The 23,741-nt window shown below is 74.6% G+C and carries 26 protein-coding genes; 13 read left to right on the top strand and 13 right to left on the bottom strand.

Features of this window, described 5'->3' with window-relative positions:
* Positions 1-84 precede the first annotated feature (84 nt).
* Both AB0B02_RS23800 and AB0B02_RS23795 read left to right on the top strand, forming a co-directional pair.
* The gene (locus AB0B02_RS23800) at positions 85-954 is read left to right on the top strand and encodes a PAC2 family protein (RefSeq protein ID WP_030504102.1); all 870 of its coding nucleotides are present in this window, start codon (positions 85-87) and stop codon (positions 952-954) included.
* Between the two features lie 114 nt (positions 955-1,068).
* Positions 1,069-1,860, top strand: a complete 792-nt coding sequence (locus AB0B02_RS23795; RefSeq protein ID WP_281940721.1) for a GntR family transcriptional regulator — start codon at positions 1,069-1,071, stop codon at positions 1,858-1,860.
* A gap of 67 nt (positions 1,861-1,927) precedes the next feature.
* Here the strand turns inward: AB0B02_RS23795 and mshC are convergent, their stop codons facing one another.
* The 4 genes from mshC to AB0B02_RS23775 form a co-directional block, all read right to left on the bottom strand.
* The gene (mshC, locus tag AB0B02_RS23790; protein WP_357303597.1) at positions 1,928-3,166 is read right to left on the bottom strand and encodes a cysteine--1-D-myo-inosityl 2-amino-2-deoxy-alpha-D-glucopyranoside ligase; all 1,239 of its coding nucleotides are present in this window, start codon (positions 3,164-3,166) and stop codon (positions 1,928-1,930) included.
* Between the two features lie 67 nt (positions 3,167-3,233).
* The gene (locus tag AB0B02_RS23785) at positions 3,234-4,052 is read right to left on the bottom strand and encodes an SCO1664 family protein (protein WP_357303594.1); all 819 of its coding nucleotides are present in this window, start codon (positions 4,050-4,052) and stop codon (positions 3,234-3,236) included.
* On the bottom strand, positions 4,049-4,639 hold the full coding sequence (locus AB0B02_RS23780; RefSeq protein WP_281940717.1) for a DUF3090 domain-containing protein: 591 nt from the start codon (positions 4,637-4,639) through the stop codon (positions 4,049-4,051). The genes AB0B02_RS23785 and AB0B02_RS23780 overlap by 4 nt, the downstream gene beginning before the upstream one ends.
* A 96-nt stretch (positions 4,640-4,735) precedes the next feature.
* Complete coding sequence (locus AB0B02_RS23775; protein WP_281940716.1) at positions 4,736-5,449, bottom strand: histidine phosphatase family protein; 714 nt, start codon at positions 5,447-5,449, stop codon at positions 4,736-4,738.
* A gap of 412 nt (positions 5,450-5,861) precedes the next feature.
* Here AB0B02_RS23775 and AB0B02_RS23770 point away from each other — a divergent pair, with 412 nt between their 5' ends.
* Positions 5,862-6,443 (top strand): hypothetical protein, encoded by a 582-nt coding sequence (locus tag AB0B02_RS23770; protein ID WP_281940715.1) that lies wholly within the window; start codon positions 5,862-5,864, stop codon positions 6,441-6,443.
* A gap of 54 nt (positions 6,444-6,497) precedes the next feature.
* On the opposite strand, the gene AB0B02_RS23765 is transcribed toward AB0B02_RS23770, so the two are convergent.
* Complete coding sequence (locus AB0B02_RS23765) at positions 6,498-7,334, bottom strand: undecaprenyl-diphosphate phosphatase (RefSeq protein WP_281940712.1); 837 nt, start codon at positions 7,332-7,334, stop codon at positions 6,498-6,500.
* A complete protein-coding gene (locus AB0B02_RS23760; RefSeq protein WP_357303589.1) occupies positions 7,331-8,383 on the bottom strand; it encodes an LLM class F420-dependent oxidoreductase in 1,053 nt (350 codons plus the stop codon). The genes AB0B02_RS23765 and AB0B02_RS23760 overlap by 4 nt, the downstream gene beginning before the upstream one ends.
* A gap of 162 nt (positions 8,384-8,545) precedes the next feature.
* Here AB0B02_RS23760 and AB0B02_RS23755 point away from each other — a divergent pair, with 162 nt between their 5' ends.
* Complete coding sequence (locus AB0B02_RS23755) at positions 8,546-9,517, top strand: aldo/keto reductase (protein ID WP_107155557.1); 972 nt, start codon at positions 8,546-8,548, stop codon at positions 9,515-9,517.
* Between the two features lie 80 nt (positions 9,518-9,597).
* Positions 9,598-9,789 (top strand): DUF5703 family protein, encoded by a 192-nt coding sequence (locus tag AB0B02_RS23750; RefSeq protein ID WP_107155556.1) that lies wholly within the window; start codon positions 9,598-9,600, stop codon positions 9,787-9,789.
* A gap of 54 nt (positions 9,790-9,843) precedes the next feature.
* On the opposite strand, the gene AB0B02_RS23745 is transcribed toward AB0B02_RS23750, so the two are convergent.
* On the bottom strand, positions 9,844-10,497 hold the full coding sequence (locus AB0B02_RS23745; protein WP_107155555.1) for a hypothetical protein: 654 nt from the start codon (positions 10,495-10,497) through the stop codon (positions 9,844-9,846).
* A gap of 61 nt (positions 10,498-10,558) precedes the next feature.
* On the bottom strand, positions 10,559-11,878 hold the full coding sequence (locus tag AB0B02_RS23740; protein WP_357303584.1) for a M20/M25/M40 family metallo-hydrolase: 1,320 nt from the start codon (positions 11,876-11,878) through the stop codon (positions 10,559-10,561).
* 132 nt (positions 11,879-12,010) lie between these two features.
* On the opposite strand from AB0B02_RS23740, the gene AB0B02_RS23735 reads away from it, so the two are divergent.
* Genes AB0B02_RS23735 through AB0B02_RS23725 form a run of 3 tightly spaced genes read left to right on the top strand, consistent with a single transcriptional unit; the run spans position 12,011 to position 13,921 of the window.
* A complete protein-coding gene (locus AB0B02_RS23735) occupies positions 12,011-12,628 on the top strand; it encodes a hemerythrin domain-containing protein (protein ID WP_357303581.1) in 618 nt (205 codons plus the stop codon).
* A 49-nt stretch (positions 12,629-12,677) separates the two neighbouring features.
* Positions 12,678-13,664 (top strand): LysR family transcriptional regulator, encoded by a 987-nt coding sequence (locus AB0B02_RS23730; protein ID WP_281940703.1) that lies wholly within the window; start codon positions 12,678-12,680, stop codon positions 13,662-13,664.
* Between the two features lie 20 nt (positions 13,665-13,684).
* On the top strand, positions 13,685-13,921 hold the full coding sequence (locus tag AB0B02_RS23725) for a hypothetical protein (RefSeq protein WP_281940701.1): 237 nt from the start codon (positions 13,685-13,687) through the stop codon (positions 13,919-13,921).
* A gap of 52 nt (positions 13,922-13,973) precedes the next feature.
* Here the strand turns inward: AB0B02_RS23725 and AB0B02_RS23720 are convergent, their stop codons facing one another.
* From AB0B02_RS23720 to AB0B02_RS23710, 3 genes are read right to left on the bottom strand one after another with little or no spacing between them, the layout of a single operon-like run.
* Complete coding sequence (locus AB0B02_RS23720; protein WP_281940699.1) at positions 13,974-14,324, bottom strand: DUF3140 domain-containing protein; 351 nt, start codon at positions 14,322-14,324, stop codon at positions 13,974-13,976.
* A complete protein-coding gene (locus tag AB0B02_RS23715) occupies positions 14,324-14,497 on the bottom strand; it encodes a hypothetical protein (RefSeq protein ID WP_281940697.1) in 174 nt (57 codons plus the stop codon). The genes AB0B02_RS23720 and AB0B02_RS23715 overlap by 1 nt, the downstream gene beginning before the upstream one ends.
* 36 nt (positions 14,498-14,533) lie before the next feature.
* Positions 14,534-17,086: an ATP-dependent Clp protease ATP-binding subunit gene (locus tag AB0B02_RS23710; RefSeq protein ID WP_281940695.1), complete on the bottom strand. Its 2,553-nt coding sequence runs from the start codon at positions 17,084-17,086 to the stop codon at positions 14,534-14,536.
* Between the two features lie 113 nt (positions 17,087-17,199).
* Between AB0B02_RS23710 and AB0B02_RS23705 the strand changes: the two genes are divergently transcribed.
* The 5 genes from AB0B02_RS23705 (at position 17,200) to AB0B02_RS23685 (ending at position 22,246) form a co-directional block, all read left to right on the top strand.
* Positions 17,200-17,577, top strand: a complete 378-nt coding sequence (locus AB0B02_RS23705; RefSeq protein ID WP_357303575.1) for a hypothetical protein — start codon at positions 17,200-17,202, stop codon at positions 17,575-17,577.
* Positions 17,578-17,763: 186 nt separating this feature from the next.
* Complete coding sequence (locus AB0B02_RS23700; protein WP_030504016.1) at positions 17,764-18,024, top strand: hypothetical protein; 261 nt, start codon at positions 17,764-17,766, stop codon at positions 18,022-18,024.
* 10 nt (positions 18,025-18,034) lie between these two features.
* Entirely contained in the window at positions 18,035-18,913 is an 879-nt protein-coding gene (locus AB0B02_RS23695; protein ID WP_357303572.1) for a hypothetical protein, read from the top strand.
* Positions 18,906-21,578: an FtsK/SpoIIIE domain-containing protein gene (locus tag AB0B02_RS23690; RefSeq protein WP_357303568.1), complete on the top strand. Its 2,673-nt coding sequence runs from the start codon at positions 18,906-18,908 to the stop codon at positions 21,576-21,578. The genes AB0B02_RS23695 and AB0B02_RS23690 overlap by 8 nt, the downstream gene beginning before the upstream one ends.
* Entirely contained in the window at positions 21,575-22,246 is a 672-nt protein-coding gene (locus tag AB0B02_RS23685; protein WP_281940689.1) for a hypothetical protein, read from the top strand. The genes AB0B02_RS23690 and AB0B02_RS23685 overlap by 4 nt, the downstream gene beginning before the upstream one ends.
* Before the next feature lie 9 nt (positions 22,247-22,255).
* On the opposite strand, the gene AB0B02_RS23680 is transcribed toward AB0B02_RS23685, so the two are convergent.
* Both AB0B02_RS23680 and AB0B02_RS23675 read right to left on the bottom strand, forming a co-directional pair.
* The gene (locus tag AB0B02_RS23680; protein WP_357303564.1) at positions 22,256-23,533 is read right to left on the bottom strand and encodes a cupin domain-containing protein; all 1,278 of its coding nucleotides are present in this window, start codon (positions 23,531-23,533) and stop codon (positions 22,256-22,258) included.
* Positions 23,534-23,536: 3 nt separating this feature from the next.
* On the bottom strand, positions 23,537-23,741 hold a 205-nt coding region (locus AB0B02_RS23675), incomplete at its 5' end, for a hypothetical protein (RefSeq protein WP_357303560.1).

Below are 23,741 nucleotides of genomic sequence, written 5' to 3'. Positions count from 1 at the left end.
TAGGCTGGCGGACGTGAAGGACATCAGGGACGCGACCGTGCGACGGGGCGGCACCGCTCCCGACGAGCAGGGTGAGGTGACGGCGTGACCGAGTTCGACGGGCTGCCGGTACTCCGCTCACCGGTCGCGATCGCGGCCTTCGAGGGCTGGAACGACGCCGCGGACGCCTCCACCGCCGCCGTGGAGCACCTCGAACAGGTCTGGCAGGCCCGGCAGGTGACCGAGTTGGACCCGGAGGACTTCTACGACTTCCAGGTGAGCCGGCCGACCATCACCATGGCCGACGGGGAGACCCGCCGGGTCGAGTGGCCCACCACCCGGTTCATGGTGGCCAGCCCGGAGGGCACCGAGCGGGACGTGGTGCTGATCCGCGGCATCGAGCCGAGCATGCGCTGGCGCACGTTCTGCGAGCAGGTGCTGGAGATCTGCCACAGCCTGGAGGTCGAGCGGGTGGTGCTGCTCGGCGCGTTGCTGGCCGACGTGCCGTACACCCGGCCGCTGCCGATCAGCGGCAGCGCGTCCGACGCCGACGCGGCCAAGCGCTACCAGCTCACTCCCACCCGCTACGACGGGCCGACCGGCATCGTCGGGGTGTTGCACGACGCGTGCACCCGCGCCGAGGTCGACGCGGTGTCGTTCTGGGTGCACGTGCCGCACTACGCCAACAACCCGCCCTGCCCGAAGGCGACGCTGGCGCTGCTGCACCGCGTCGAGGAGGTGCTCGACCTGCCGGTGCCGATGGCCGACCTGGCCGAGGAGGCGGCCGAGTGGGAGCAGCGGGTGCGCAGCGCCGCCGAGCAGGACGCCGAGCTCGGTGAGTACGTCCGTGAGCTGGAGGAACGCGTCGGCGACGCGGGCATCACGCCGTTGACCGGGGACGAGATCGCGCAGGAGTTCGAGAAGTACCTGCGCCGTCGGGGCGGTTCCGCCGGGCCCACCGCGGGTTCCTGGTAGCTGGTTCGTTCGAAGGCCGGGTCCCCCGTGGGCCCGGCCTTTTCGCGTGTTCGGGGTGGCGGCGTCACGTCCGGTAGGGCATCCTAGGAACCTAGCTGTTCTGAGGAGGCGGACATGCAGATCAACCCCGGCGCGGCCGAGTTCCCGCACCGGCAGATCGCCGCGCAGCTCAAGGACCGGGTGCGCCGCGGCGACTGGGCGCCGGGCGAGCGACTGCCGTCCATCCCGGCCATCGCCGAGCTGTTCGGCGTGGCCAAGCAGACCGTCCAGCGCGCCGTCGACCAGCTCCGGGTCGAGGGCATCCTGATCACCAAACCGGGCTCCGGCACGTACGTCCGGGGCACCCGCCGCCGACTCAACCGCCTGGCCCGGGGCCGGTACGGCGGCTTCCGCGGCTACCACACCGACCTGGCCGCCCGGTACCGCCAGCAGCTCGTCTCCGTCGGTCGCGCCGCCGCCCCGCCGGAGGTCGCCGACGCGTTCGGCGTCGCCGACGGCACCGAGCTGCTCTGCCGGCGGCACCTGGTCCGCACCGAGGACTCCCCGGTCGAGGTCGGCGCGTCCTGGTTCCTGCCCGCCGACACCGCCGGCAGCTCACTGGAACGGGCCGAGGCGTTCGGCCGGCCGCTCTACCAGGAGGCCGAGGAGGCCACCGGCCGCCGCTACGTCACCGCGACGGACACCATCAGCGCCCGCCAGCCCAGCCGGGAGGAGGCGGAGATCCTCCAGATCCGCCCGGACACGCCGGTGCTGCACCTGTTGCACGTCGCGTACGACGAGCGGCGCAAACCGATCGAGGTCGCCCAGGCCACCTGGCCGGGCCCGATGACCACGCTCACCGAGGAGTACAAGATCCCCGCCCCGGCCCCCGACCCCAGCCCCGACCCGGGTCTCGTCCTCGGCTGATCCGCCCCGCCGGTGAGGTGGTGAGAAGGGGCCCCCTCTACCGGAGGCGTTAACCGGGGGCCCTTCCTTACACGCGGATGCCGAGGAGGGCGTCGAGCGCGTCGGCGAACAGGGCGGGGGCGGACGGATCGTCGGCGACGCCGGCCAGCGTCTGGGTGGCCCAGGCGTCGGCCGCGGCCAGCGCGCCCGGTGTGTCGAGGTCGTCGGCGAGGCGCTCGCGTACCCCGGTCAGGAACGCCTCGCCCGACGGGCCGGACGGCGCGGCGGCGGCCCGCCGCCAGCGGTCCAGCCGCTCGTGCGCCTCGACGAGCAGCTCGTCGGTCCAGGACCGGTCGGTGCGGTAGTGCCCGGCGAGCAGGGCCAGCCGCACCGCCATCGGGTCGACCCGGTCGGCGCGCAGCCGGGACACGAAGACCAGGTTGCCCTTGGACTTCGACATCTTCTCGCCGTCCAGGCCGATCATGCCGGCGTGCACGTAGTGGTCGGCGAACGGCGCCGCGCCGGTCAGCCGCTCGGCGTGCGCCGCGGAGCACTCGTGGTGCGGGAAGATCAGGTCGTTGCCGCCGCCCTGCACGGAGATCCGGTCGCCGAGCAGGTTCAGCGCGATGACGGCGCACTCGATGTGCCAGCCGGGACGGCCGGGGCCGAGGTCGCCACCGGGCCAGGACGGCTCGCCCTCGCGGGCGCCGCGCCACAGCAGCGGGTCGAGCGGGTCCCGCTTGCCGGCGCGGTCCGGGTCGCCGCCACGCTCCGGGAAGATCTCCCGCATCTGCGCCCGGGACAGGTTGGACTCGTAGCCGAACGTGCCGGTGGCGGAGATGTCGAAGTAGACGTCGCCGGTGCCGTCGTCGAGCCGGTAGGCCGCGCCGTCCTTGAGCAGCACGAGCACCCGGTCGGCGATGTCCGGGATCGACTCGACCGCGCCGACGTAGTGCGCCGGCGGGATGATGCGCAGCGACTCCATGTCCTCGCGGAACAGCGCCGTCTCCCGCATGGCCAGGACCTTCCAGTCCTCGCCGTCGCGCTCGGCGCGCTCCAGCAGCGGGTCGTCGATGTCGGTGACGTTCTGCACGTACCGCACGGTCAGGCCGGCGTCGCGCCACATCCGCTGCACCAGATCGAACGTGATCATGGTGGCGGCGTGCCCGAGGTGGGTGGCGTCGTACGGGGTGATGCCGCAGACGTACAGGGTGGCGACGCCGTCCGGCCGGGAGGGGTGGACGCCCTGCCGCGCCGAGTCGTACAACCTCAGCGGCACGCCTTCACCGGGCAGCCGTGGCACCTCGTGTCCCGTCCAAGACTCCATGACCGCCAGCCTAACGATCCGTCAGGCGCTCGGGTGCCGCCCCTCGGGTGATCAACGCGACACCGGTTCACATCGGCGGCCAGGGCATGGCCGGCCACTCCTCCGGCGGCAGCGGGAACCGGCCGTCGGCCCGCAGGCGCTCCACCCGGGCCGCGACCGCCGCGACCTCGCCGAGCGTGAGGTGCTCGGCCAGCTCCTCGCCGAGCGCGCCGTCGAGCCGGCCGGCCAGCGCGTCGAGCATCTCCACCGCGTCCGGTGGGAGCAGGCGACCCGCCCAGCCCCAGAGCACCGTGCGCAGCTTCTCCTCGACGTGGAAGCTGACGCCGTGGTCCACGCCGTAGATGCGGTCGTCGGCGCCGACGAGCACGTGCCCGCCCTTGCGGTCGGCGTTGTTGATCACCGCGTCGAGCACGGCCAGCCGGGCCAGCCGCGGGTCGTCGGCGTGCGCCAGCGCGTACGCCGCCCCGTCGTCGTCCCGGGCCGCGGCGATCGGGAACCAACGCGGCGGCACCGCCTCGGCCGGGACGAAGCCGACAAGCGGCTCGGCGTCCGCCGGCTCGTCGATCCAGAGCTGACAGGAGCCGGGGCCGAACGGGCCGTCGCGCAGCACGGTCGGCGGCACCAGGTCCCACCCGGTGGCGCGGGAGACCAGGTAGGCGGCCACCTCCCGGCCGGCGAGCGTGCCGTCCGGAAAATCCCAGAGCGGGCGCTCGCCGCGGACCGGCTTGTAGACACAGTGCGCGGTGATCTCGCCGAGCGCGACCGCGCCGCGCAGCGTGGCGTTGGAGGCGTCGACCAGCCGCCCCTCCAGGGTCAGCTCGCCGTCGGCCAGCAGCCGCAGCGCCTGCGCGGCGTCCTGTCGGGGTTGCAGTTCCGACGAGGTCACCGGTGATAGCCGTTGTGCCGGGGGCAGAGGTGACCGGCCGGGTCGAGCGGCTGGCCGCAGAGCGGGCAGGGCGGCCGGCCGGCGTTGACCACCCGCTTGGCGCGCTCGATGAACTCGCGGGTCGCCTCGGGGGTCAGCCGCACCCGGAGCCGGTCGAGGTCGTCGTCGGGCTCGTCCGGCTCCTCGTCGATCTCGACCTCGTCGGTCTCCGCGTCGCCCAGCTCGACCTCGGTCTCCGCCTCGCCCACGGCGATCGCCTCGATCACCACGGTGGCGGTGTCCACGTCGAACGCCAGGCCGAGCGTGCCGACCCGGAACTCCTCGTCGACCGGGGTGTCGAGCGGTTCGTTGTCGCCCAGCACCACCGGAGCGGCCTCCGGCAGCTTCACCCCGAACCGGCGTTGCGCCTCGGAGAGCAGCTCCTCCAGCTTCTCGGCGAGCAGCGACACCTGGACCTTCTCCAGCGCGACGCTGACCAGCCGGCCACCGCCACGCGCCTGGAGGAAGAAGGTGCGCTCCCCAGGCGGGCCGACCGTTCCGGCGACGAACCGCTCCGGCGGCTCGAACGCGTGCACCTGGTGCGTCATACCCACGACCCTATCCGGAGCGCGGAAGCACCGCGCAGCCCACCGACGCCGAATCCGCCCAGAGCGCAACACGCCGGGCCGCCGCGGCCGGCCGGCTCACCGCGCCGCCCCCGCGCCGCCGCCCACCGCCGCGTCCGACTCGGTCGCCCGCACCGCCCGCCGACGCCGCTTGCGCGGCGGCGGGACCAGCGTCGACAGGTCGCCGCCGGTGTCGTTGAGCCGCACCAGGAACGGCCGCAACGGCGTGTAGCGGATCGCCGTGACCGACGCCGGGTCGGCCACGATCCGTTGGAAGAGATCCAGGTGTACGCCGAGCGCGTCGGCCACGATCGCCTTGATCACGTCGCCGTGGCTGCACGCCAGCCAGACCGCCTCGGGCCCGTGCTCCGCCGTGACGCGCGCGTCCCACGCCCGCACCGCCGCGACCGCCCGCGCGGACATCGCCGCCATCGACTCGCCCTCCGGGAAGGCGGCGGCGCTGGGGTGCTGCTGCACCACCGGCCAGAGCGGCTCCTTCGCCAGCTTCTTCAGGGCCTGCCCCTCCCAGGCGCCGTAGCCGCACTCGATCAGGCCCTCCTCGACCACCGGCTCGACGCCGGGCAACGCCAGGTCGAGGGTCTGCCGGCAGCGGATCAGCGGGCTGCTCACCACCGCCGCGAGCGGCAACCCGGCGAGGCGCCCGCCGACGGCCGCGGCCTGGGCCCGGCCGGTGTCGTCCAGCTCGACCGGTTGCCGGCCGGCCAGGCCGCCGTCGGCGTTCGCGGTCGTCCGGCCGTGTCGCAAGAGCAGAAGGGTCGCCACGCTGACCACCCTAGGCCGTGCCCACCCCCGACAGCGGACCCGCCACCGCGCACCCCCCACCCGACGTCGCCGCTGCGGTGATCATGAGGTTGACGGTGACGAAACGGACACCGCACGCCGCCAACCTCATGGTCACCGGGGCGGACGGGCCGTTTGGGGTGGGTGTCCGATTCGGGGGTGGTGGGTGACACCCGCCGGGCGGAATCGGCGGGGGGTGGGCGGCGTTGTAACCGGGTGAACGGCCGCGCAGCTATCCCGCCCCCGGGCAGACCCCGGGAATGACGGTGGGGCGCCGGTCGTTGCACCCGGTTCGGCAGCCACGACGAGGCCCCCGCCCCGTGGCCCGGCCGGATCCCCCGAGACGAGCGCCTGACGGTGCCACGCACCCCGCCCGGTGCGTCGACCCCCGAACGGAGCCCCCATGAACACCATGCTGCGCAAGAGCATCCTCGGTATCGCCGGTCTGACCGTCGCCGGTGGCCTCGCCGCCGGCCCGCTGAACCACCAGGACACCACGCCCACCCCGCGCGAGAGCGCCGTGGCCGTGCAGACGAAGCTCGACACCGCCGCGCTCATCCCGCACGGCGTGCAGGGCGCCCAGTCCCGCATCGACCTCGACGACGAGCAGACCGCCAACGTCAAGGCGATCATCGCCGCCACCAAGAAGGCCGGCATGGACGAGCGCGCCGCGGTCGTCTCCATCGCCACCGCCCTGCAGGAGTCGAAGCTGGAGAACCTCGGCCACCTCGGCGACCGCAACGACCACGACTCGCAGGGCCTGTTCCAGCAGCGCCCGTCCTCCGGGTGGGGCACGGTCGAGCAGATCACCGACCCCGAGTACGCCACCCTGGCCTTCCTCAAGGGCCTCAAGCAGGTCGACGGCTGGCAGGACATGCCGCTGACCCGGGCCGCGCAGACCGTCCAGGTCAGCGCCTACCCCGACCACTACGCGCAGTGGGAGCAGCAGGCCGCCGACCTCGTCGCCGAGCACTGGAACAGCTGACACCGCGAAGGCCGGCACCCCGGGTGGGGTGCCGGCCTTCGGCGTACGTCCGGATCAGGTGGCGCTGATCGTGCCGGTGAGCAGCAGGCAGAGCACCAGCGTGCCGAGCGCCACCCGGTAGATCACGAAGAGGTAGAGCGTGTGGTGCGCGACGTAACGCAGCAGCCAGGCGATGGCCGCGTACCCGATGGCGAACGCGATCAGCGTGGCCACCGCCATCTGGGCCACGCTCGGTGCGGCGGTGCCCGGCGCGGACGGCTCGAAGACGTCCGGCAGGCTGAACACGCCGGAGATCACCACGGCGGGAATGGCCAGCAGGAACGAGTAGCGGGCCGCGGTCTCCCGGGTGAGGTTGAGGAACAGGCCGACGGTCAGTGTGCCGCCGGACCGGGAGACGCCGGGAATGAGCGCCATCGCCTGCCCCAGCCCCATCGCGACGCCGTCACGCATCCGGAAGTTCTCCAGCGTGCGGGTCTGCCGCCCCCAGTACTCGGCGAACGCGAGCACCAGGGCGAAAAAGATCAACGTGAAGGAGATGAGGTAGAGGTTGCGGCCGGCGGTGCGGATCTGGTCCTTGAAGAGCAGCCCGAGGATCCCGATCGGGATCGTGCCGACGATGACGTACCAGCCCATCCGGTAGTCGAGGCTGGAGCGCACCGAACGGTCCACCAGGCCCAGGCACCAGGTCCGGACGATCCGCCAGATGTCCTTGAAGAAGTAGATCAGCACCGCGGCCTCGGTGCCGAGCTGGGTCACCGCGGTGAACGACGCGCCCGCGTCGCGGCCGAAGAAGATCGCCGAGGTGATCCGCAGGTGGCCGGAGGACGACACCGGCAGGAACTCCGTCAGCCCCTGGACGACGCCCAGGACGATGGCCTCGATCCAGGTCACTCGCCGACCCCGGACAGGTCGAGGGCCTCGGCGACGGTACGCAGCGTCTGCACGCCGCTGTCCCGGTCGGCCACGAACAGCGTCACCGACAGCGTGGTCACGCCGGCGGCGGCATACTCCCGCATCCGCTCGGCGATGCGCTCCTTCGGGCCGAGCAGCGACGTCCGGTCGATGAACTCGATCGGCACCGCGGCGGCGGCGTCCCGCTGCCGCTTGGCCAGGTAGAGATCCTGCACCTCGCGGGCCGCGTCGCCGTAGCCCATCCTCGTGGCGAGCTGGTTGTAGAAGTTCTGCTTCCGGCTGCCCATCCCGCCCACGTAGAGCGCGGCGTACCAGCGGACCAGCTCGGCGCAGGTGGCGACGTCGTCACCGACCACCACCGGCACGGACGGCACCACGTCGAAGCCGGCCAGCTCCTTGCCGGCGGCGGCCCGCCCGGCCCGGACCGAGGCGAGCTGCTCCTCGGCGAACTCCGGGGCGTAGAAGACGGCCAGCCAGCCGTCGGCGATCTCGCCGGCCAGCTCCAGGTTCTTCGGGCCGACCGCGGCCAGGTAGATCGGGATGTGCGCGCGCGGCGGATGGAAGCCCAGCCGCAGCGCCTTACCCGGCCCGTCCGGCAGCGGCAGCGTGTAGTGCTCGCCGTCGTAGGCGACCTCCTTGCGGGCCACCGCGAGCTTGACGATGTCGACGTACTCCCGGGTGCGGGCCAGCGGCTTGGCGAACCGCACGCCGTGCCAGCCCTCGGAGACCTGCGGGCCGGAGACGCCCAGGCCGAGCCGGAACCGGCCGCCGGAGAGCGCGTCGATGGTGGTCGCGGTCATCGCGGTCATCGCCGGGGTGCGGCCCGGGATCTGCATGACCGCGGAGCCCAGGTCGATCCGCTCCGTCTGCCCGGCCATCCAGGCCAGCATGCTCGGCGAGTCGGAGCCGTACGCCTCCGCGGCCCACACCACCGAGTAGCCGAGGCGGTCCGCCTCCTGGGCGAGCGCCAGGTGGTCGGCGGGCGTGCTCCACGCCGTCTGGTATCCGAGGCTGAGCCCGAGTCGCATGATCCTCCCACCGTCCGCACCACAGGTCGCATCAGGTTACGCAATGCCGCTGGGGGCACCGACGACCGGCTCGCCCGAACACGTCACACCCGGTTGCGGTCGCGCGGGAAGTTGACTGCGGCGAGGATATCCGTGACGCCGGCTTCGAAATAAGGTTCACGCATGCAACAGCGACCGCTCGGCCGAAGCGGGCTGGCGGTTTCGCGGCTCGCGCTCGGCACCATGACCTGGGGACGGGACACCGACGCGGACGACGCGGCCGCCCAGCTGAAGAGTTACCTCGACGCGGGCGGCAACCTCGTCGACACCGCCGACGTGTTCGCCGACGGCGACGCCGAGTCGGTGATCGGCTCCCTGCTGGGCAGCCTGGTGGACCGCGACGAGCTGCTCATCGCCACCAAGGCGGGGCTGCGGCCGGGCAGCGGCCGACGCCGGGACGGCTCGCGCGGGCACCTGCTGCGCACGCTCGACGCGTCGCTGCGCCGGCTCGGCACCGACCACGTGGACCTGTGGCAGGCGCACGGGTACGACCCGGACACGCCGCTGGAGGAGACGCTCGCCGCGCTGGACCACGCGGTCTCCAGCGGCCGGGCCCGGTACGTCGGCGTGTCGAACTTCTCCGGCTGGCAGACCGCCCGGGCCGCCGCCTGGCAGGCCGCCTGGCCGGGGCGCGCCCCGGTGGTCGCCGCCCAGGTGGAGTATTCGCTACTGGAGCGCGGCATCGAGCGCGAGGTGCTGCCGGCCTGCGCCGAGATGGGCCTCGGCGTGCTGCCCTGGTCGCCGCTGGGCCGGGGGGTGCTCACCGGCAAGTACCGCAACGGCCGCCCGGCGGACTCGCGGGCGGTGTCGCCGCACTTCGACCGGTTCGTCGGCAGGTACCTGGAGCCCCGCTGCTCCAGCATCGTGGAGGCGGTGGCGATCGCCGCCGGCGGGCTCGGCGTGTCGCCGCTGGAGGTGGCGCTGGCCTGGATCCGGGACCGACCGGGCGTGACCGCGCCGATCCTCGGCGCCCGCACGGTCGGGCAGCTCCTCGGCGCGCTCCAGGTGGAACGGATGACGCTGCCGGACGAGATCGTCACGGCGTTGGACGACGTCTCCGCGGTGCCGATCGGGTATCCGGAGCGCGACGGCTGACCGGTCGGGGCGGCGGCGGGGCGACCGGGGTCACCGTCCGGGGGTGGCGGAGCGCCGCCGGGCTGGGCAGCATGGATGTCATGGACTACGAGTACGCGCCGCTGCGGTTGCCTTCGAATGTCGATCGGTTGACCGCCGCGGCGCAACTGGCGATCCAGGCGGAGTTCTCCGGTTGGGAGTTGGCCCGGGTGCGGCTCTACCGGGACGGCACCCGGCAGGTGATGCTGCGACGCCGGGTGGTGAACAAGCCACAGCCCGGCCTGTCGTACTGAGCCGGGCCGTCCCCGGGGCCACGCCGTGCGGTGCGGCCCCGGGGCGAGCACGGCCTAGTGGGCGTGGTCGTGCTCCTCGTCGACCTCCAGGAACGGGTGCTCGTCGAGCCGGCCGACCAGCCGGTCGTCGACGGCCGGCTGGAACGGGCCGACCGGGTCGTCGTCGTCGAACGACTCCAGGTCGACCGGGGTGCCGACCTCGCTGACCATGACCACGCCGTCGAGCGGCTCCAGTTCCGGCACGTCGAGCGCGGACAGCGAGCCGTCGCCGCTCTGCAACAGCTCCAGCACCGCCTCGCCGACGCCCTCGACCGGCGCCGGCTCGTCCTCCTCCGGGGTGCCCTCCCGGCGGGCCGCCTCGGCGACCCGGAGCAGCGCGGCGACGCTGGGGACCCGGTAGTCGCGGCGCTGCCGCACCGAGATCACCCGGGGGTGCGGGTCGGTGGGCTCGCCGCCCTCGACCGCGCCGAAGCGCTCGTCGGCCTCGTCCGGGTCGATCGACTCGACGTCCCAGGGCGTCACCTCGCCGAACGCGTCGAGCAACTGCTCGTCGTAGGCGAAGGAGGCGTTGTTCAACGCGACGTACGCCTGCCAGACGGCGTCGTCGTCGATCCGGCCCTGGGCGGCCCGGACGGCGGCCAGGTGGGCGCGGGCCGCGTCGATCACCCGCTCGAGGGCGGCGTCCAGCTCACCGTGCTGGTCGGTCATGTGAGGCAGTCCCTTCGCGATGGGGGCAGGTTCCGCGCCGACGGCGCCGCGGCGGGCGCGGTCAGCAGTTGCGGAGGAAGCGGTCGAGAACCCGCACGCCGAACTGTAGTCCGTCCAGCGGAACCCGCTCGTCGATGCCGTGGAACAGGCCGGAGAAATTGAGGTCGGCCGGCAGCCGCAGCGGCGCGAACCCGAAGCAGCGGATGCCGAGCTGGGAGAACGCCTTGGCGTCGGTGCCGCCGGAGAGCATGTACGGCACCGGGTGCGCGCCCGGGTCCTCGGCGCGCAGCGCGGCGGACATCTGCGCCACCAGGTCCCCGTCGAACGTGGTCTCCAGGGCCGGCTGGCGCTGCACGTACTCGATCGCGATGTCCGGCCCGACCAGCTCACGCAACTGCCGTTCCAGCTCCTCGCTCTGCCCGGGCAGGCTACGGCAGTCGATGGTGGCGGTGGCCCGGCCGGGGATGACGTTGTCCTTGTAGCCGGCGGCCAGTCGGGTCGGGTTGGCGGTGTTGCGGATCGTCGCGCCGATGATGTTCGCGATCGGGCCGAGCTTGGCGATCGCGGTCTCCGGGTCGTCCGGGTCGATCTCGATGCCGAGCACGTCGGAGACCTCGGCCAGGAACGCGCGCACCGTGTCGGTCATCACCACCGGGAAGCGGTGCCGGCCGATCCGGGCGACCGCCTCGGCGAGCGCGGTCACCGCGTTGTCGTCGTGCATCATCGAGCCGTGGCCGGGCCGCCCCCGGGCGTGCAGGCGCAACCAGTCGATGCCCTTCTCGGCGGTCTCGATCAGATAGAGCCGGCGCTGCTCGTCGACCGAGTAGGAGAAGCCGCCCACCTCGCCGATCGCCTCGGTGCAGCCGTCGAACAGGCCCCGGTGGCGCTGGGCCAGGAAGTGCGCGCCGTAGTCGCTGCCGGCCTCCTCGTCGGCGGTGAGGGCGAGCACGATGTCGCGGCGGGGTCGGACGCCGGCGCGCTGCCAGTCACGCACCACGGCCAGCACCATGGCGTCGAAGTCCTTCATGTCGATCGCGCCGCGGCCCCACAGGTAGCCGTCGCGGATCTCGCCGGAGAACGGGTGCACCGACCACTCGTCGGGGTCGGCGGGCACCACGTCGAGGTGGCCGTGCACCAGCAGCGCGTCCCGGTCGGGCTCGGTGCCGGGGATGCGGGCGACCAGGTTGGCCCGGCCGGGCGCCGACTCGTGGATCTCGGCGGCCACGCCGACCTCGGCGAGCTTCTCCGCGACGTACTCCGCCGCGCGCCGCTCCCCCACGCTGGTGTCGTTGTCCCCGGTGTTGGTGGTGTCGATGCGCAGCAGGTCCCGGCAGAGGTCCACGACCTCGTCGGTGGGCTCGGGTGAGGCGGAGGTCGTCATCGCTTCCTTATACCAGTCGGACCGGTCGCGGCGACCGGCGCGGTGCGGCCCGGTTTCGCCCGACGCGCGGCAGGGTAACGCCGAACATCGATTCCGGCCACCACGATTCCGGCCATCCACGAGGAGGGCACCATGACCGTCCCCCTGCCGCCGCTCCCACCCGCCGCCGACGACCGGTACCGGCCGGGTGGGCGGAGCCTGGCCGACCTCGTGGACGCCGAGCACCGCGCGCTGCTCGACCTGGCCGACCGGGTGACCGACGCCGGGCAGGACCCGGCCGACCGCACTCGGGTGCTGGACGTGCTGACCGCCGCGGTGTCGCGGCACCTCTCCGCCGAGGAGCAGTACCTCTTCCCCGCCGCCCGGGCCGCGGTGCCGGAGAGCGCCGAGCTGGTCACCCGGGAGATCGAGGCGGACGCCGCGCTGCTGACCGCGTTGAAAGGGCTGTCCGGTCCGGACGACGCGGCGCTGGCCGACGTGGCGGAGCGGGTCCGCCGGCACGTCAGCCGGGTGGCCGCGCTGGTCACGCCGCTGCGCGAGGTCGCCAGCGACGCCGAGTTGATCCGGCTGGGCAACCGGTGGGAGATCGCGGAGGAGGCGGCGCCCACCCGGCCGCACCCGGGCACCCCGGCCACGCCGCCGTGGAACAAGATCGTCGAGCCGGCGGTGGGGGTGCTGGACAAGGTGCGCGACGCGGTCAGCGGGCGGCGGACCCGCCTGGCCGACCTGGAGCCCCGCCGGGAGGCATGAGCCGATCCGCCCCTTCCCGGACACCCGTTCGTGGTCCTACCGTCACCGTATGAATCTGGAGCTGCGACACCTGCGGGTGGTCTGCGCGATCGCCGAGACGGGGAGCGTCACCAAGGCGGCGTCCCTGCTCGGGTTGGCCCAGCCGGCGCTGACCGCCCAGCTCCAGCGGATCGAGCGGGTCCTCGGCGGGCCGCTGTTCGAACGGGACCGCCGGGGCGCCCGGCCCACCGCGCTGGGTGAGCTGGTGCTGGACCGGGCCCGGGTGCTGCTGCCGGCGATGAAGGGCCTGCAGGACGAGGCGGCCCGGCTGGCCGGCGCGGGCGACCCGCTGCGCCGCTACCGGTTCGGCGGGGTGAACAGCCCGATCCTGGGCCGGCTGGTGCACCGGCTCGCCGCCGAGCGCTCCGACGCGCAGATCTCCACGTACGCGTCGTGGTCGGTGGACGAGCTGGCCCAGTTGGTGGCCGGCGGTCGGCTCGACTTCGCCCTGGCCGGGGTGTGCGGGGACGCCACGCCGTCACCGGTGTTCGGGTTGAGCTGGCGGGAGGTGGCCGTCGACCCGGTCTTCGTGCTGCTGCCGCAGACCCATCCGCTGGCCGCCCGCGACGAGATCGACCTGCTCGACCTGCGCCGGGAGCAGTGGGTGGCCGCGCCGGGCGACGGCTGCTTCGGCGACTGCTTCGCCGCCGCGTGCGCGCGCGCCGGCTTCACCCCCCGCAAGGTGTACGAGGCGGACGTGCGCGCCGCGCTGGACCTGGTGGACGCGGGCACCGCGGTGGCGCTGTGCCAGGCCACCTTCCGTCCGGTGGCGGGGCTGGTGACCCGCCGGCTGGCCGGGGTGCCGCTGCGCTGGCGGCTGCTGTTCGGCTGGCATCCGGAGGCGCCGGCCGCGGTGGTGGCCGAGCCGGTGCTGGAGCAGGCGGTGGCGGCGTACACCGACGCGTTGGCCAACCATCCGGACTATCTGGGCTGGCTGTTGGCCCATCCGGACTTCGGCGTGCAGCCCACCGGCACCGGTGGGGTGCGAACCGCCTGAACGCGGGTATCACCGGCGGCATGACTGATCTGTATCCGGCCGCCGACCAGCGGGAGCTGCTGCGTCAGGCGGCTGCCGCGCACACCGCCGCCGCCGCCGACGTCGAGGCGTTCCTGCGCCGGCTGCCCGAGGTGCCGGACCCGGCGGACGTCACCGAGTACGCCACCCTGCTCAGCCGGGAGGAGCGGGCGCGGATGGACCGGCAGGCCGCGGCCGACGCCGCCGGCCTGGAGCTGCCCAGCATGGAGTCCGAATAGGCCGAACCCGGTCGGCCCGGGCGGGGTGTCCGCCCGGGCGTCCGGCGACGGCTCAGCGTTCCACAAGCACGTCGTGACCGAGGTCGAGCAGCGCGTGCCGCCACTCGTCGTCGGCGGCCCCCCGGTCCGGCCGGTCGGCGGCGAGTTCCCGGATCCGGGTGATCGCCTCGCGCATCACCTCGATGTCCTCCGGGGTCAGGTCCACCTTGCGCTTGCGCAGCACGGCGAGGATCTGCCGGCCGGGTTCGGGCAGGTCCAGGTCGGGGTCCGGGCCGAACGCCTCCTCCCCCGACCCGCGGGTCAGCAGCCACTGCCGTAGCTGCTCGGAGGGAACATTCACCTCGGCGTGGAAGTCGTCCCAGATGATCTCGACCTCGGGGTCGAGTCGCGCCTCGCGTACCATCACGCCTCCTCTCCCGGCGGCGGCCCGGACGGTTCCGGCTCGCCCTCGCCGCTCGGTGTCTGCGGGGTCAGTCCCTCCGGTGGCACCCGGACCCGGGACGGGTTCGCCGTCGGCGGCGCCTCGATCGGTTCACCGGCCGCGGCGTCCTCCCGGGTCTCCTCGGGTTCGGTCATGTCCGCCCTCCGATCCTTGCGCGACGGGCCGTCCCCTCACCGGGGATGGGAGGTGGTGGCGGCCGAGTAGCCGCGCTCACCGGCGGACACGTCGAGGACGAGCTGGTCGTCGCGGGCGTCGACGGTGACCTTCTGCCCCGGCGAGATCTCGTTCTCCAGCAGCATCCGGGACAGCCGGTTGTCGAGTTCGCGCTGGATCACCCGGCGCAACGGACGGGCCCCGAACTCCGGCTGGTAGCCGTGCTCGGCGAGCCAGTCGACGCCGGCGGTGCTGATCTCGACCTGGATGTCCTGGGCGTGCAGCCGGCGGCGGGTCTCCTCCAGCAGCAGGCCGGTGATCTCCCGGAGCTGCTCGGCCTCCAGCCGCTGGAAGATGATCACCTCGTCGATCCGGTTGAGGAACTCCGGGCGGAAGTTCTCCTGGAGCCGGCGCATCAGCCGTTCCCGCAGCTCGGTGGACTCCTGCTCGCCCGGCTCGCCGGTGGCGAACCCGACCGTGCGCTGGGTGCCGGTGATCAGCTCGGAACCGAGGTTGCTGGTCATGATCAGGACGGTGTTCTTGAAGTTCACGGTCCGGCCCTGGCTGTCGGTGAGCCGGCCGTCGTCGAGCACCTGGAGCAGGATGTTGAACACATCGGGGTGCGCCTTCTCGATCTCGTCGAGCAGCACCACCGCGTACGGGCGGCGGCGGACCGCCTCGGTGAGCTGGCCGGCCTCCTCGTAGCCGACGTAGCCGGGCGGGGCGCCGACCAGCCGGCTGACGGTGTGCCGCTCCTGGAACTCGCTCATGTCCACCCGGACCATCCGGTCCGCCTCGCCGAACAGCGCCTCGGCCAGCGCGCGGGCCAACTCGGTCTTGCCGACGCCGGTGGGGCCGAGGAACAGGAAGCTGCCCATCGGCCGGTTCGGGTCGGCCAGGCCGGTACGCGAGCGCCGGACCGCCTCGGCGACCGCGCCGACCGCGTCGTCCTGCCCGATCACCTTCTGGTGCAGGTGCCCCTCCAGGCGCAGCAGCCGGTCGCGTTCCTCCTCGGTGAGCTGGGTGACCGGGATGCCGGTGGCCCGGGACACCACCTCGGCGATCTCCTTCGGACCGACCTCCGGCACGTGGTTGGGCCCCTCGTCGCCGCGGGCGCGGCGGATCTGGTCCTCCAGCTCGGCGAGCCTGTCGCGCAGCGAGGAGGCGCGTTCGTACTGCTCGTCGGAGACCGCCTGTTCCTTGTCCCGGCGCACCTCGTCGAGCTGCTGTTCCAGGTCCCGTACGTCGGAGGCGGGGGTGCGGGTGCGCAGCCGGACCCGGGCGCCGGCCTGGTCGATCAGGTCGATCGCCTTGTCCGGCAGGAACCGGTCGGTGACGTACCGGTCGGAGAGTTCGGCGGCGGCGACCAGCGCCTCGTCGGTGAAGCGGACCTGGTGGTGCGCCTCGTAGCGGTCGCGCAGGCCGCGCAGGATGGCGACGGTGTCCTCGACGCCCGGCTCGGGCACCAGCACCGGCTGGAACCGGCGGGCCAGGGCGGCGTCCTTCTCGATGGTGCGCCGGTACTCGTCGAGCGTGGTCGCGCCGATCACCCGCAGCTCGCCGCGGGCCAGCGCCGGCTTGAGCATGTTGGACGCGTCCATCCCGCCCTCGCTGCCGGCGCCGCCGGCCCCGACCAGCGTGTGGATCTCGTCCAGGAAGATGATCAGTTCCTCGCGGTGGGCCCGGATCTCGTCGATCACCTTCTTCAGGCGTTCCTCGAAGTCGCCCCGGTAGCGGGTGCCGGCGACCAGGCCGGAGAGGTCGAGCTGGATGACCCGCTTGCCGATCAGGGTCTGCGGCACGTCGCCGTCGCAGATCCGCTCCGCGAGCCCCTCCACGATGGCGGTCTTGCCGACGCCGGCCTCACCGATCAGCACCGGGTTGTTCTTGGTGCGCCGGGACAGGATCTCCACCGCCTGCTCGATCTCGTCGGCCCGGCCGATCACGGGGTCGATCTGGTCCAGCCGGGCCAGCTCGGTGAGGTCCTGCCCGTACTGGTCGAGGGTGGGCGTGCCGCGGTCCGGACGGGGGCCGTTCGCGGCGCCACGCTCGGCGCTGGCCGCCTGCAACGACTCCGGCTGGATCCGGCCGGCGGCCAGCATCCGGCCGGCCGGCGACTCCGGGTTGAGCGGCAGCGCCATCAGGATGTGCTCGGGGCCGATGTAGTTGGCGCCCATGGCGCGGGAGAGCTGGTGGGCGTCGAGCAGCGCCCGTTTCGCGGCCGGGGTGAGCGACAGGTTCGGCGGCACCTCGCCGCCGGGCGCGCCCCCCTCGGCGCGTCCGCCCAGCGCGTTGACCAGCGCGTCCGGGTCGGCGCCGGCGCGGCGGACCAGGTCCCGCAGCGGCTCACGCTGCAACGCGGCCCAGAGCAGGTGGTCGGTGTCCAGGTCGTTGCTGTGCTTCTGGGCGGCCCGCCGGGCCGCGTCGGCCAGCATCTCCCGGGCGTCGGCGGTCATCAGGCGGGTGATGTCCACCCGGTGGGCCGGCCGGCGACCGCCCTCGCCCCGACCGAAGTACCGGGCCAGGAACTCGTCCCACGGGTCGTTGCCGAAGTCGCCGGGTCCCATCATGTTTCGTCCTCCGCAGTCGGTCGGCACGACCGGGACGCGGCACGCGCGGCACGGTCGGCGGTGGCTACCCGGCGGTGTGCGCGACAAACGCCCGCGGATGGCAGGCTGGGCGGATGGAGAGCAGGCCGCTGCTGGTGGTGGACGGCGCGAACGTGGTGGGCTCCCGGCCGGACGGCTGGTGGCGCGACCGGGCCGGCGCGGCGGTGCGGCTGCGCGACGCGCTGGCCCCGCTGGCCGGCGTCGGCGTGCCGCCGGAGCTGCCGCCGCCGGTGCAGGTGGTGCTGGTGGTGGAGGGCGCGGCCCGGCACGTGGCGCCGGCGCCCGGGGTCGACGTGGTGTCCGCGGCCGGGTCCGGCGACGACACCGTGGTGGAGCTGGTCGCCGCCGCGCCGGAGCGCCGGCGGGTGGTGGTCACCGCGGACCGGGAGCTGCGGGCCCGGGTCAGCGCGCTGGGCGCGGAGGTACGCGGCCCGCGCTGGCTCGGCCGCTGACGCGCCGAGTCCCGTCAACGGGACCGAGCCGACCGTCGGCGGGACCGCCGACCCTGCCCCGGCCCGGCCTTCCCGCACGTCAGGGCCGCAATCGGACACCCGGGCAGGAACGGCGCGAGGGTGGATGTTCGCCCACCGGATGGGATGGGTTGTAATGGAGATCTCCCCTGCCCCCAGGAGGTCCTTGTGGCGAGCGTCGCCGAGCTGAAGGCCGCCATCGATGTCGCTCTCCAGCAGATCGGTGACGGCCAGACAGCGGTGCAGGCGGCCGGCGAGAAGCTGGCCGAGGCGCAGCAGACCCTGGCCGGCGCGCTGGAGGGCAGCGGCCACGAGACGGTCGAGGCGGCCCAGGCCTCGCTGACCCAGGCCAGCCAGGAGCTGGAGGAGTGCCTCGCCGCGACGCTGGTGGCGGTGGAGCAGGCACAGCTCTACGTCGCGACGCTCTGAAGGGCCGGCCGTGTCCATCGTCGAGGACATCGGCGCGCAGGTCCGCGCCGCCGCCGAGGAGCTGCCGCTGGCGCAGCTCGCCGCCGCGCTGGAGAAGCTCGGCCAGGCGCAGGAACGGCTGCGCTGGGTGCGCCAGGAGTCGGCCGACCCGATGGGCGTGCCGGAGCTGACCGCCGCCACCGAACACGCCGAGACCGCCGGCTACGCGCTGCGCGTGGCCCAGGAGCAGCTCAGCGCGTACCTGGCCGCGATCGGGCTGGCCGCCGACGGCGCGCCGGCCGCGACGACGGGCGAGCGGCGACCCCGGCACGACGCGCCACGCGGCGAGGCGACGCCCGCGCCCGGCCCGGCGCCCGAACCGGGCGAGCAGCCGGCGGTACGCCGCTGGTGGGCGGTCCGGGTGGCGGAGCTGACCGGCGGACGGGAGGGCGCGCCGGACGAGCCGGACGAGCGCGTCGAGAACGCCCACGAGCTGCTGCGCCGGGTGGTGGTCGGCATCCGCTCCGGCGACCGGGACCGGCTGCACGCCGAACTGCGGCGGGCCCACGCCGACGTCGGGCTGGGACTGGCCGCGATCGCCCCGCCGATGCTGCGCGACCTGGCCGGCGAACTACTCGGCCACCCGCCCCGCGCGGACGACCTGGCCCGGCTGCGCCGCGAGCTGGACGGGCGGGTCCGCGACCTGCTGCCCGGGCTGCCGCCGCCGGTGCTGGACACGCTGCTCACCCGGATCTGCCGGATGCCCCCGCCGCGCCGCGACGACGGGCAGGAGCAGCCGCACGCGGCCGACCCGGCGGTCACCGCCGGGGTGCTGACCGGCGTACTGCTCGACCGGCTCGGCCGGGACCTGCCGAAGGACACCGAGGAACGGGAGCCGTCGCGTGGCTGACGTCCGCGCCCAACTGGTGACGCGGGTCCGGGGCATGCTCTCCGAGGCCCTGGGCGCCACCCGGAACCGGCTCACCGCCGCCGAGGCGGAGCTGGCCGCCGGCCGGGAACGGCTGACCCGTACCCGGCGTGCCGCCGCGGCGGTGCCCGGCCGGGTCGGCGCGGCCCGCGACCGGCGGCTCGCCGAGATCGACGCCCGGCACACGGCCCGCCTGGCCGAGCTGGCGCGCCGCGCCGCCGCCGCGGCCCAGCGGGAGGCGCCGGGCGCGGCGTCCGCGCCCTGGGACCGGTGGACGGTCACCCCCGCCGGCCGGGCCGAGCCGCCGGGCGCGGTCCGGATCGGCACGGTACGCATCGCCGGCGCCGAACCGGTGCCGGCGCTGGTCCCGCTGCTCGACGCCGGGCACGCGCACCTGGCCGGCGGCGACCGGGACGGCCTCGCCGCGGTGGTGCCCGCGCTGCTGCTGCGCTCCGTCGGCCGGGCCGACCCGGGCGCGGTCCGGCTGCACGGCTACGACCCGGAGCACCTGGGCGGCGGCCTGGCCGGGTTCGCGCCGCTGGGCACCGCCGGCCTGCTCACCTTCGTCGGCCCGGGTGGGCTGGGCCGGCTGCTGGACGACCTGGTGGAGCAGATCCGCCGGATCAACGCCACGGTGCTGGCCGGCGAGTACGCGTCCCTGCGCGAGCTGGCCGCCGCCACCGGCCGGCGCCCGGAGCCGTGGCGGGTGGCGGTGCTGCTCGGCGGCGACGAGCTGTCCCGGCACGAGCGCGGGCAGCTCGACCGGGTGGTCCGCACCGGGGCCGCGTGCGGGGTGCACCTGGTGGTCCGCGGCATCGACCTGCCCGACGACCCGACCGTCACCCGGATCGTGGTCGACCCGGACGACGCCCGCATCGCCGGGCTGCCGGTGGTGCTCGACGCCCCACCACCGCCCACGCTGGTCACCGAGACCTGCCGGACGGTCGCCTCCCGGGTCGCCGCCGGGCCGCCACCGACGCCCTTCACCGATCTGCTGCCCCCGCCGGACGACTACTGGCGGGAGGACTCGGCGCACGGGCTCACCGCGCCGATCGGCGAGGGCCCGCACGGGCGGCCGGTGCTCCTGACGCTCGGCGACTACCCGCCGCACGCGTTGATCGGCGGCCCGTCCGGCACCGGCAAGACGAACCTGATCTTCGCGTGGATCGGCGCGCTCGCCGCCCGCTACTCCCCCGCCGAGCTGGAGTTCTATCTGCTCGACTTCAAGGAGGGGGTGTCCTTCGCTCGGTTCGCCCAGGGTCGGCGCGATCCGAGCTGGCTGCCGCACATGCGGCTGGTCGGCATCAACGTCAACACCGACCGGGAGTTCGGCCTGGCGCTGCTGCGGTTCCTCGCCGAGGAGCTGCGCCGGCGGGCCGACGCGGCGAAGAAGCACGAGGTCACCAAGCTGGCCGAGCTGCGGGCGGTGGACCCGACCGGGCACTGGCCGCGGATCGTCGCGGTGGTCGACGAGTTCCAGGCGCTGCTCGCCGGCCGGGACGTGGTCGCCCGGGAGGCCGCCGACCTGTTGGAGGACCTGGCCCGGCGGGGTCGCTCGCAGGGCATCCACCTGGTGCTCGCCTCCCAGGACGTCCGCGGCATCGAGGCGCTCTGGGGCCGGCCCGCGCTGGTCGCCCAGTTCACCCTGCGGATCGCGCTGCCGAAGGCGCTGCGCATCCTGGCCGAACGCAACGACGCCGCGCAGTCGCTGCCCCGACACCACGCCGTGGTCAACGCCGAGTCCGGCCTGACCGAGGGCAACGAGGTGGCCCGCATCCCGTCGGCGAGCGACTGGGAGACCTGGAGCGAGCTGCAACACCGGCTGTGGCGGATGCGCCCGCAGGACGCCGCGCCGGCCCGGCTCTTCGACGGCGACGCGATCCCCCGGCTGGCCGAGGCGCCGGACTTCCGTGCCCTGGCCGCGCCGGAGCAGGGCGCGCCGCGCAGTCCGGTGGCGCTGCTCGGCGAGATCATCGACGTGCAGTCGCGCTCGGCCGCGCTGCGGCTGCCCCGGGCGCCGGGCCGCAACCTGGCCGTGCTGGGCACCCGGGTGGACGAGGCGTGCGCGGTGCTCGACGCCGCCGCCCGCTCGTTGGCCCGGCAGTACCCGCCCGGCGCGGCCCGGTTCTCCATCGCCTGTCTCGACCCGGACGCCGACCCGGCCGCCCGCGCGCTCTACGAGGACCTGGCCGGCGACGCCTCCTGGTACGACGAGGAGACGGTCGCCGAGCTGATGGCCGAGGTGGGCGACGGGCTGGGCGCGCCGGGCACCCCGCGTACCCCGCACTTCCTGCTGTTGTACGCGGTGGACGCGGCGGCCGGCGCGCTGGCCGGCCGGGCCGGCGCCCGGAGCGGGCTGGAGCAGCTGCGCCGCATCCTGCACGACGGGCCGGAGCGGCGGACCCACGTGCTGGCCTGGTGGCGCGGCGTGGCCCGGATGCGGGCCGACCTGGGCGGCGCCGGCGCGCGCACGGACCAGATCGGCGCGTGGGTGGCGCTCGACGTGCAGGGCGGCGAGCTGGGCTCGTCGCTCTACCCGGGCAGCGGCGGGCCGGACTGGTATCCCCGACCATGGCGCGGTCTCTACTTCGACCGCGCGGTGCACCGCACCGGACAGGTGATCATCCCTTATGGTCCCTCCCGATGAACGAACCGGTCTCCAGTGAGACGTACCCTGCCCAGATCCGCCGGCTCGCCGAGTTGACCGCCCGGGTGGCCGCCCAGCGGGCCGAGGCGCACACCTGGTACGCCCAACAGGTCGCCGCCGCCGACCGGGCGGTGGCCGAGGCGACCGAGCAGGTCCGGCTCGCCGAGGCGGAGCTGGCCGACGCCCAGCGGATGGTGGACCGGGTGGACGGCGAGGTGACCCACCTGTGGGCGCAGCTACGGGCCCGGCTCGGCGGCGGCACCCGGCGCCTGGGCGACCCGCCCGGGCCGGTACGGGACGCCGCCGGTGACCCGGTGCCGCTGCTGCGCGGCGTACGCGAGCTGCTGGACCGCACCGGGACGCCGGGCGAGCTGCCCGGCTCGGTGAACCCGCTGCTGATCGCGTGCGGGGTCGGCGGCGCGCTGGTGGCGTTCCTGCTGGGGACCGGGGCGCGGGCGCTGGGCGCCGGCTCGGGCGGTGACCTGGCGGTCGGCCTGCCGGTGCTGGCGCTGGTGGTGACGCTGCTCGGGCCGCTGGTCGGCCTGGCGCCGGCCCGCCTGCTGGCCGACCGCCGGCACGCGGTGCTGACCCCCCGCCCGATGATCCTGGTGGCCGCCAGCGGCCTGGCCACCACGCTGCTCCTGCTGGCGGTCACCTACACCCGCTGACCCCCGCGGTCAGGCGGGGGTCAGGACCGCCTCCTTGAGCAGGCGGCGGGTGAGGACCAGGCGGTCGGCGTCGTCGTCCAGGCCGGGCAGGTCGCCGACCCGGGTGGCCGCGCCGGTGAGCAGCGCGCGCAGCGCCGGCTCGCAGGTGCCGGGCAGCGTGAGCGTACGGTCGGTCAGGCGCAGCGCGACCGTGCCGGCGTCGGTCCGGGTGAGCTGCCAGCGCAGGCCGTCCCGGAGCGCGACCCGGCTGTCCGGCACGAGCCGGGCCAGCGCGTCGGCCTGCGCGAGGGGGCGGATCGGGGCCGGTCGGGCGGCCGGCCACACCCGCGACCGCAGCCGCGCGGCCACCGCCCCCGGGTCGGCCCGCAGCAGCCAGTCGCGCAGCGCCTCGACGGTCTCGGTGAGTTCCGGCTCGATCGCGTCCGGGTCGGCCAGGTCGAGCCCGAACGGCAGGCCGGCGCGCAGCCGGGCGTCCTCGGCGGCCAGGGCCAGCAGTTCCTCCACCATGGCGTACCGGGTCAGCGCCCGGATGCCCACGGTCAGGTGCAGCGAGCTGGACTCCTGCGCCTGGGCGCTGTGCAGCCAGCCGCGCGGCAGGTAGAGCGCGTCGCCCGGCTCCAGCACCACGTCCAACGCGGGCCGGCCGTCAGCGGTGGCGGCGACCTCGTCGGCCCGGCCGCCCCACGGCTGGCGCTCCAGCGGGTCGGCGAGCACCGGCGGGTGGATGCGCCAGTGCTTGCGGCCGTCGACCTGGAGCACGAACACGTCGTGGGTGTCGTAGTGGGTGGCGAAGCCCTGGCTGCCGGCCGGCGTCAGGTAGGCGTTGACCTGCAACGGCTGGGCCAGCGCCGCGCCCAGGTCGCGGGCCAGGTCGACGATCGCCGGCCAGGTGCGGTGCAGGCCCTGGAGCACCAACGTGGCGCCGTCGGCATAGAGCGCCAGCACCTTCTCGTCCAGCACCTGGTCGCCGATCTCGGCGCCGGCGCCACCGCCGCCGGTGTACCGCGCCGCCGGCACGAGCTGGCCGTCCTTGGCCACCCGCAGGAACGGGGTACGCAGGCCGCGGCGGCTGAGCAGTTCGTCGGCGTCAGCGGGGCTGAGCAGGTCGGTGAAGCCGTCCGGGTTGGGCAGTTCGGCGGCCCGGGACAGCAGCGGGCTGCGCCCCCAGTGGTCGGCGGCGAACTTGGCCGGCTCGACCGCCACGCAGCGGGCCAACGCCGCGGCGGCGGAGGACGAACCCGCCGGGTGGCCGTGGCCACCCGGCGGGTCGACGTGCGTGAGGCTCATCGGTCAGGCGCTGCCGTCGGCGCCACCGTCGTGCTGACCCGGGGTCGCGCCGCCGTCGGCCGGGCCCTCCGCGCCACCGTCCGCGCCACCGTCGTGCTGACCCGGAGTGGCACCGCCGTCGGCCGGGCCCTCCGCGCCACCGTCCGCGCCACCGTCGTGCTGACCCGGGGTCGCACCGCCGTCGGCCGGGCCCTCCGCGCCACCGTCC

The sequence above is a fragment of the Micromonospora sp. NPDC049240 genome, from assembly GCF_040647835.1.
Lineage (GTDB): Bacteria > Actinomycetota > Actinomycetes > Mycobacteriales > Micromonosporaceae > Micromonospora.
Note: the sequence above shows the minus strand (reverse complement) of the source record. Positions and strands in the feature narration are given on the sequence as shown.

What these genes read in the sequence shown, in the direction of transcription:
- AB0B02_RS23740 (WP_357303584.1), bottom strand. Translation starts at nt 11,878, where the DNA reads ATGACGACCTCCGCCTCACCCGAGCCCACCGACGAGGTCGTGGACCTC.
- AB0B02_RS23760 (WP_357303589.1), bottom strand. Translation starts at nt 8,383, where the DNA reads ATGCGACTCGGGCTCAGCCTCGGATACCAGACGGCGTGGAGCACGCCC.
- AB0B02_RS23795 (WP_281940721.1), top strand. Translation starts at nt 1,069, where the DNA reads ATGCAGATCAACCCCGGCGCGGCCGAGTTCCCGCACCGGCAGATCGCC.
- AB0B02_RS23710 (WP_281940695.1), bottom strand. Translation starts at nt 17,086, where the DNA reads ATGATGGGACCCGGCGACTTCGGCAACGACCCGTGGGACGAGTTCCTG.
- AB0B02_RS23755 (WP_107155557.1), top strand. Translation starts at nt 8,546, where the DNA reads ATGCAACAGCGACCGCTCGGCCGAAGCGGGCTGGCGGTTTCGCGGCTC.
- AB0B02_RS23715 (WP_281940697.1), bottom strand. Translation starts at nt 14,497, where the DNA reads ATGACCGAACCCGAGGAGACCCGGGAGGACGCCGCGGCCGGTGAACCG.
- AB0B02_RS23705 (WP_357303575.1), top strand. Translation starts at nt 17,200, where the DNA reads ATGGAGAGCAGGCCGCTGCTGGTGGTGGACGGCGCGAACGTGGTGGGC.
- AB0B02_RS23770 (WP_281940715.1), top strand. Translation starts at nt 5,862, where the DNA reads ATGAACACCATGCTGCGCAAGAGCATCCTCGGTATCGCCGGTCTGACC.
- mshC (WP_357303597.1), bottom strand. Translation starts at nt 3,166, where the DNA reads ATGGAGTCTTGGACGGGACACGAGGTGCCACGGCTGCCCGGTGAAGGC.
- AB0B02_RS23750 (WP_107155556.1), top strand. Translation starts at nt 9,598, where the DNA reads ATGGACTACGAGTACGCGCCGCTGCGGTTGCCTTCGAATGTCGATCGG.
- AB0B02_RS23720 (WP_281940699.1), bottom strand. Translation starts at nt 14,324, where the DNA reads ATGGTACGCGAGGCGCGACTCGACCCCGAGGTCGAGATCATCTGGGAC.
- AB0B02_RS23685 (WP_281940689.1), top strand. Translation starts at nt 21,575, where the DNA reads ATGAACGAACCGGTCTCCAGTGAGACGTACCCTGCCCAGATCCGCCGG.
- AB0B02_RS23680 (WP_357303564.1), bottom strand. Translation starts at nt 23,533, where the DNA reads ATGAGCCTCACGCACGTCGACCCGCCGGGTGGCCACGGCCACCCGGCG.
- AB0B02_RS23745 (WP_107155555.1), bottom strand. Translation starts at nt 10,497, where the DNA reads ATGACCGACCAGCACGGTGAGCTGGACGCCGCCCTCGAGCGGGTGATC.
- AB0B02_RS23780 (WP_281940717.1), bottom strand. Translation starts at nt 4,639, where the DNA reads ATGACGCACCAGGTGCACGCGTTCGAGCCGCCGGAGCGGTTCGTCGCC.
- AB0B02_RS23730 (WP_281940703.1), top strand. Translation starts at nt 12,678, where the DNA reads ATGAATCTGGAGCTGCGACACCTGCGGGTGGTCTGCGCGATCGCCGAG.
- AB0B02_RS23735 (WP_357303581.1), top strand. Translation starts at nt 12,011, where the DNA reads ATGACCGTCCCCCTGCCGCCGCTCCCACCCGCCGCCGACGACCGGTAC.
- AB0B02_RS23725 (WP_281940701.1), top strand. Translation starts at nt 13,685, where the DNA reads ATGACTGATCTGTATCCGGCCGCCGACCAGCGGGAGCTGCTGCGTCAG.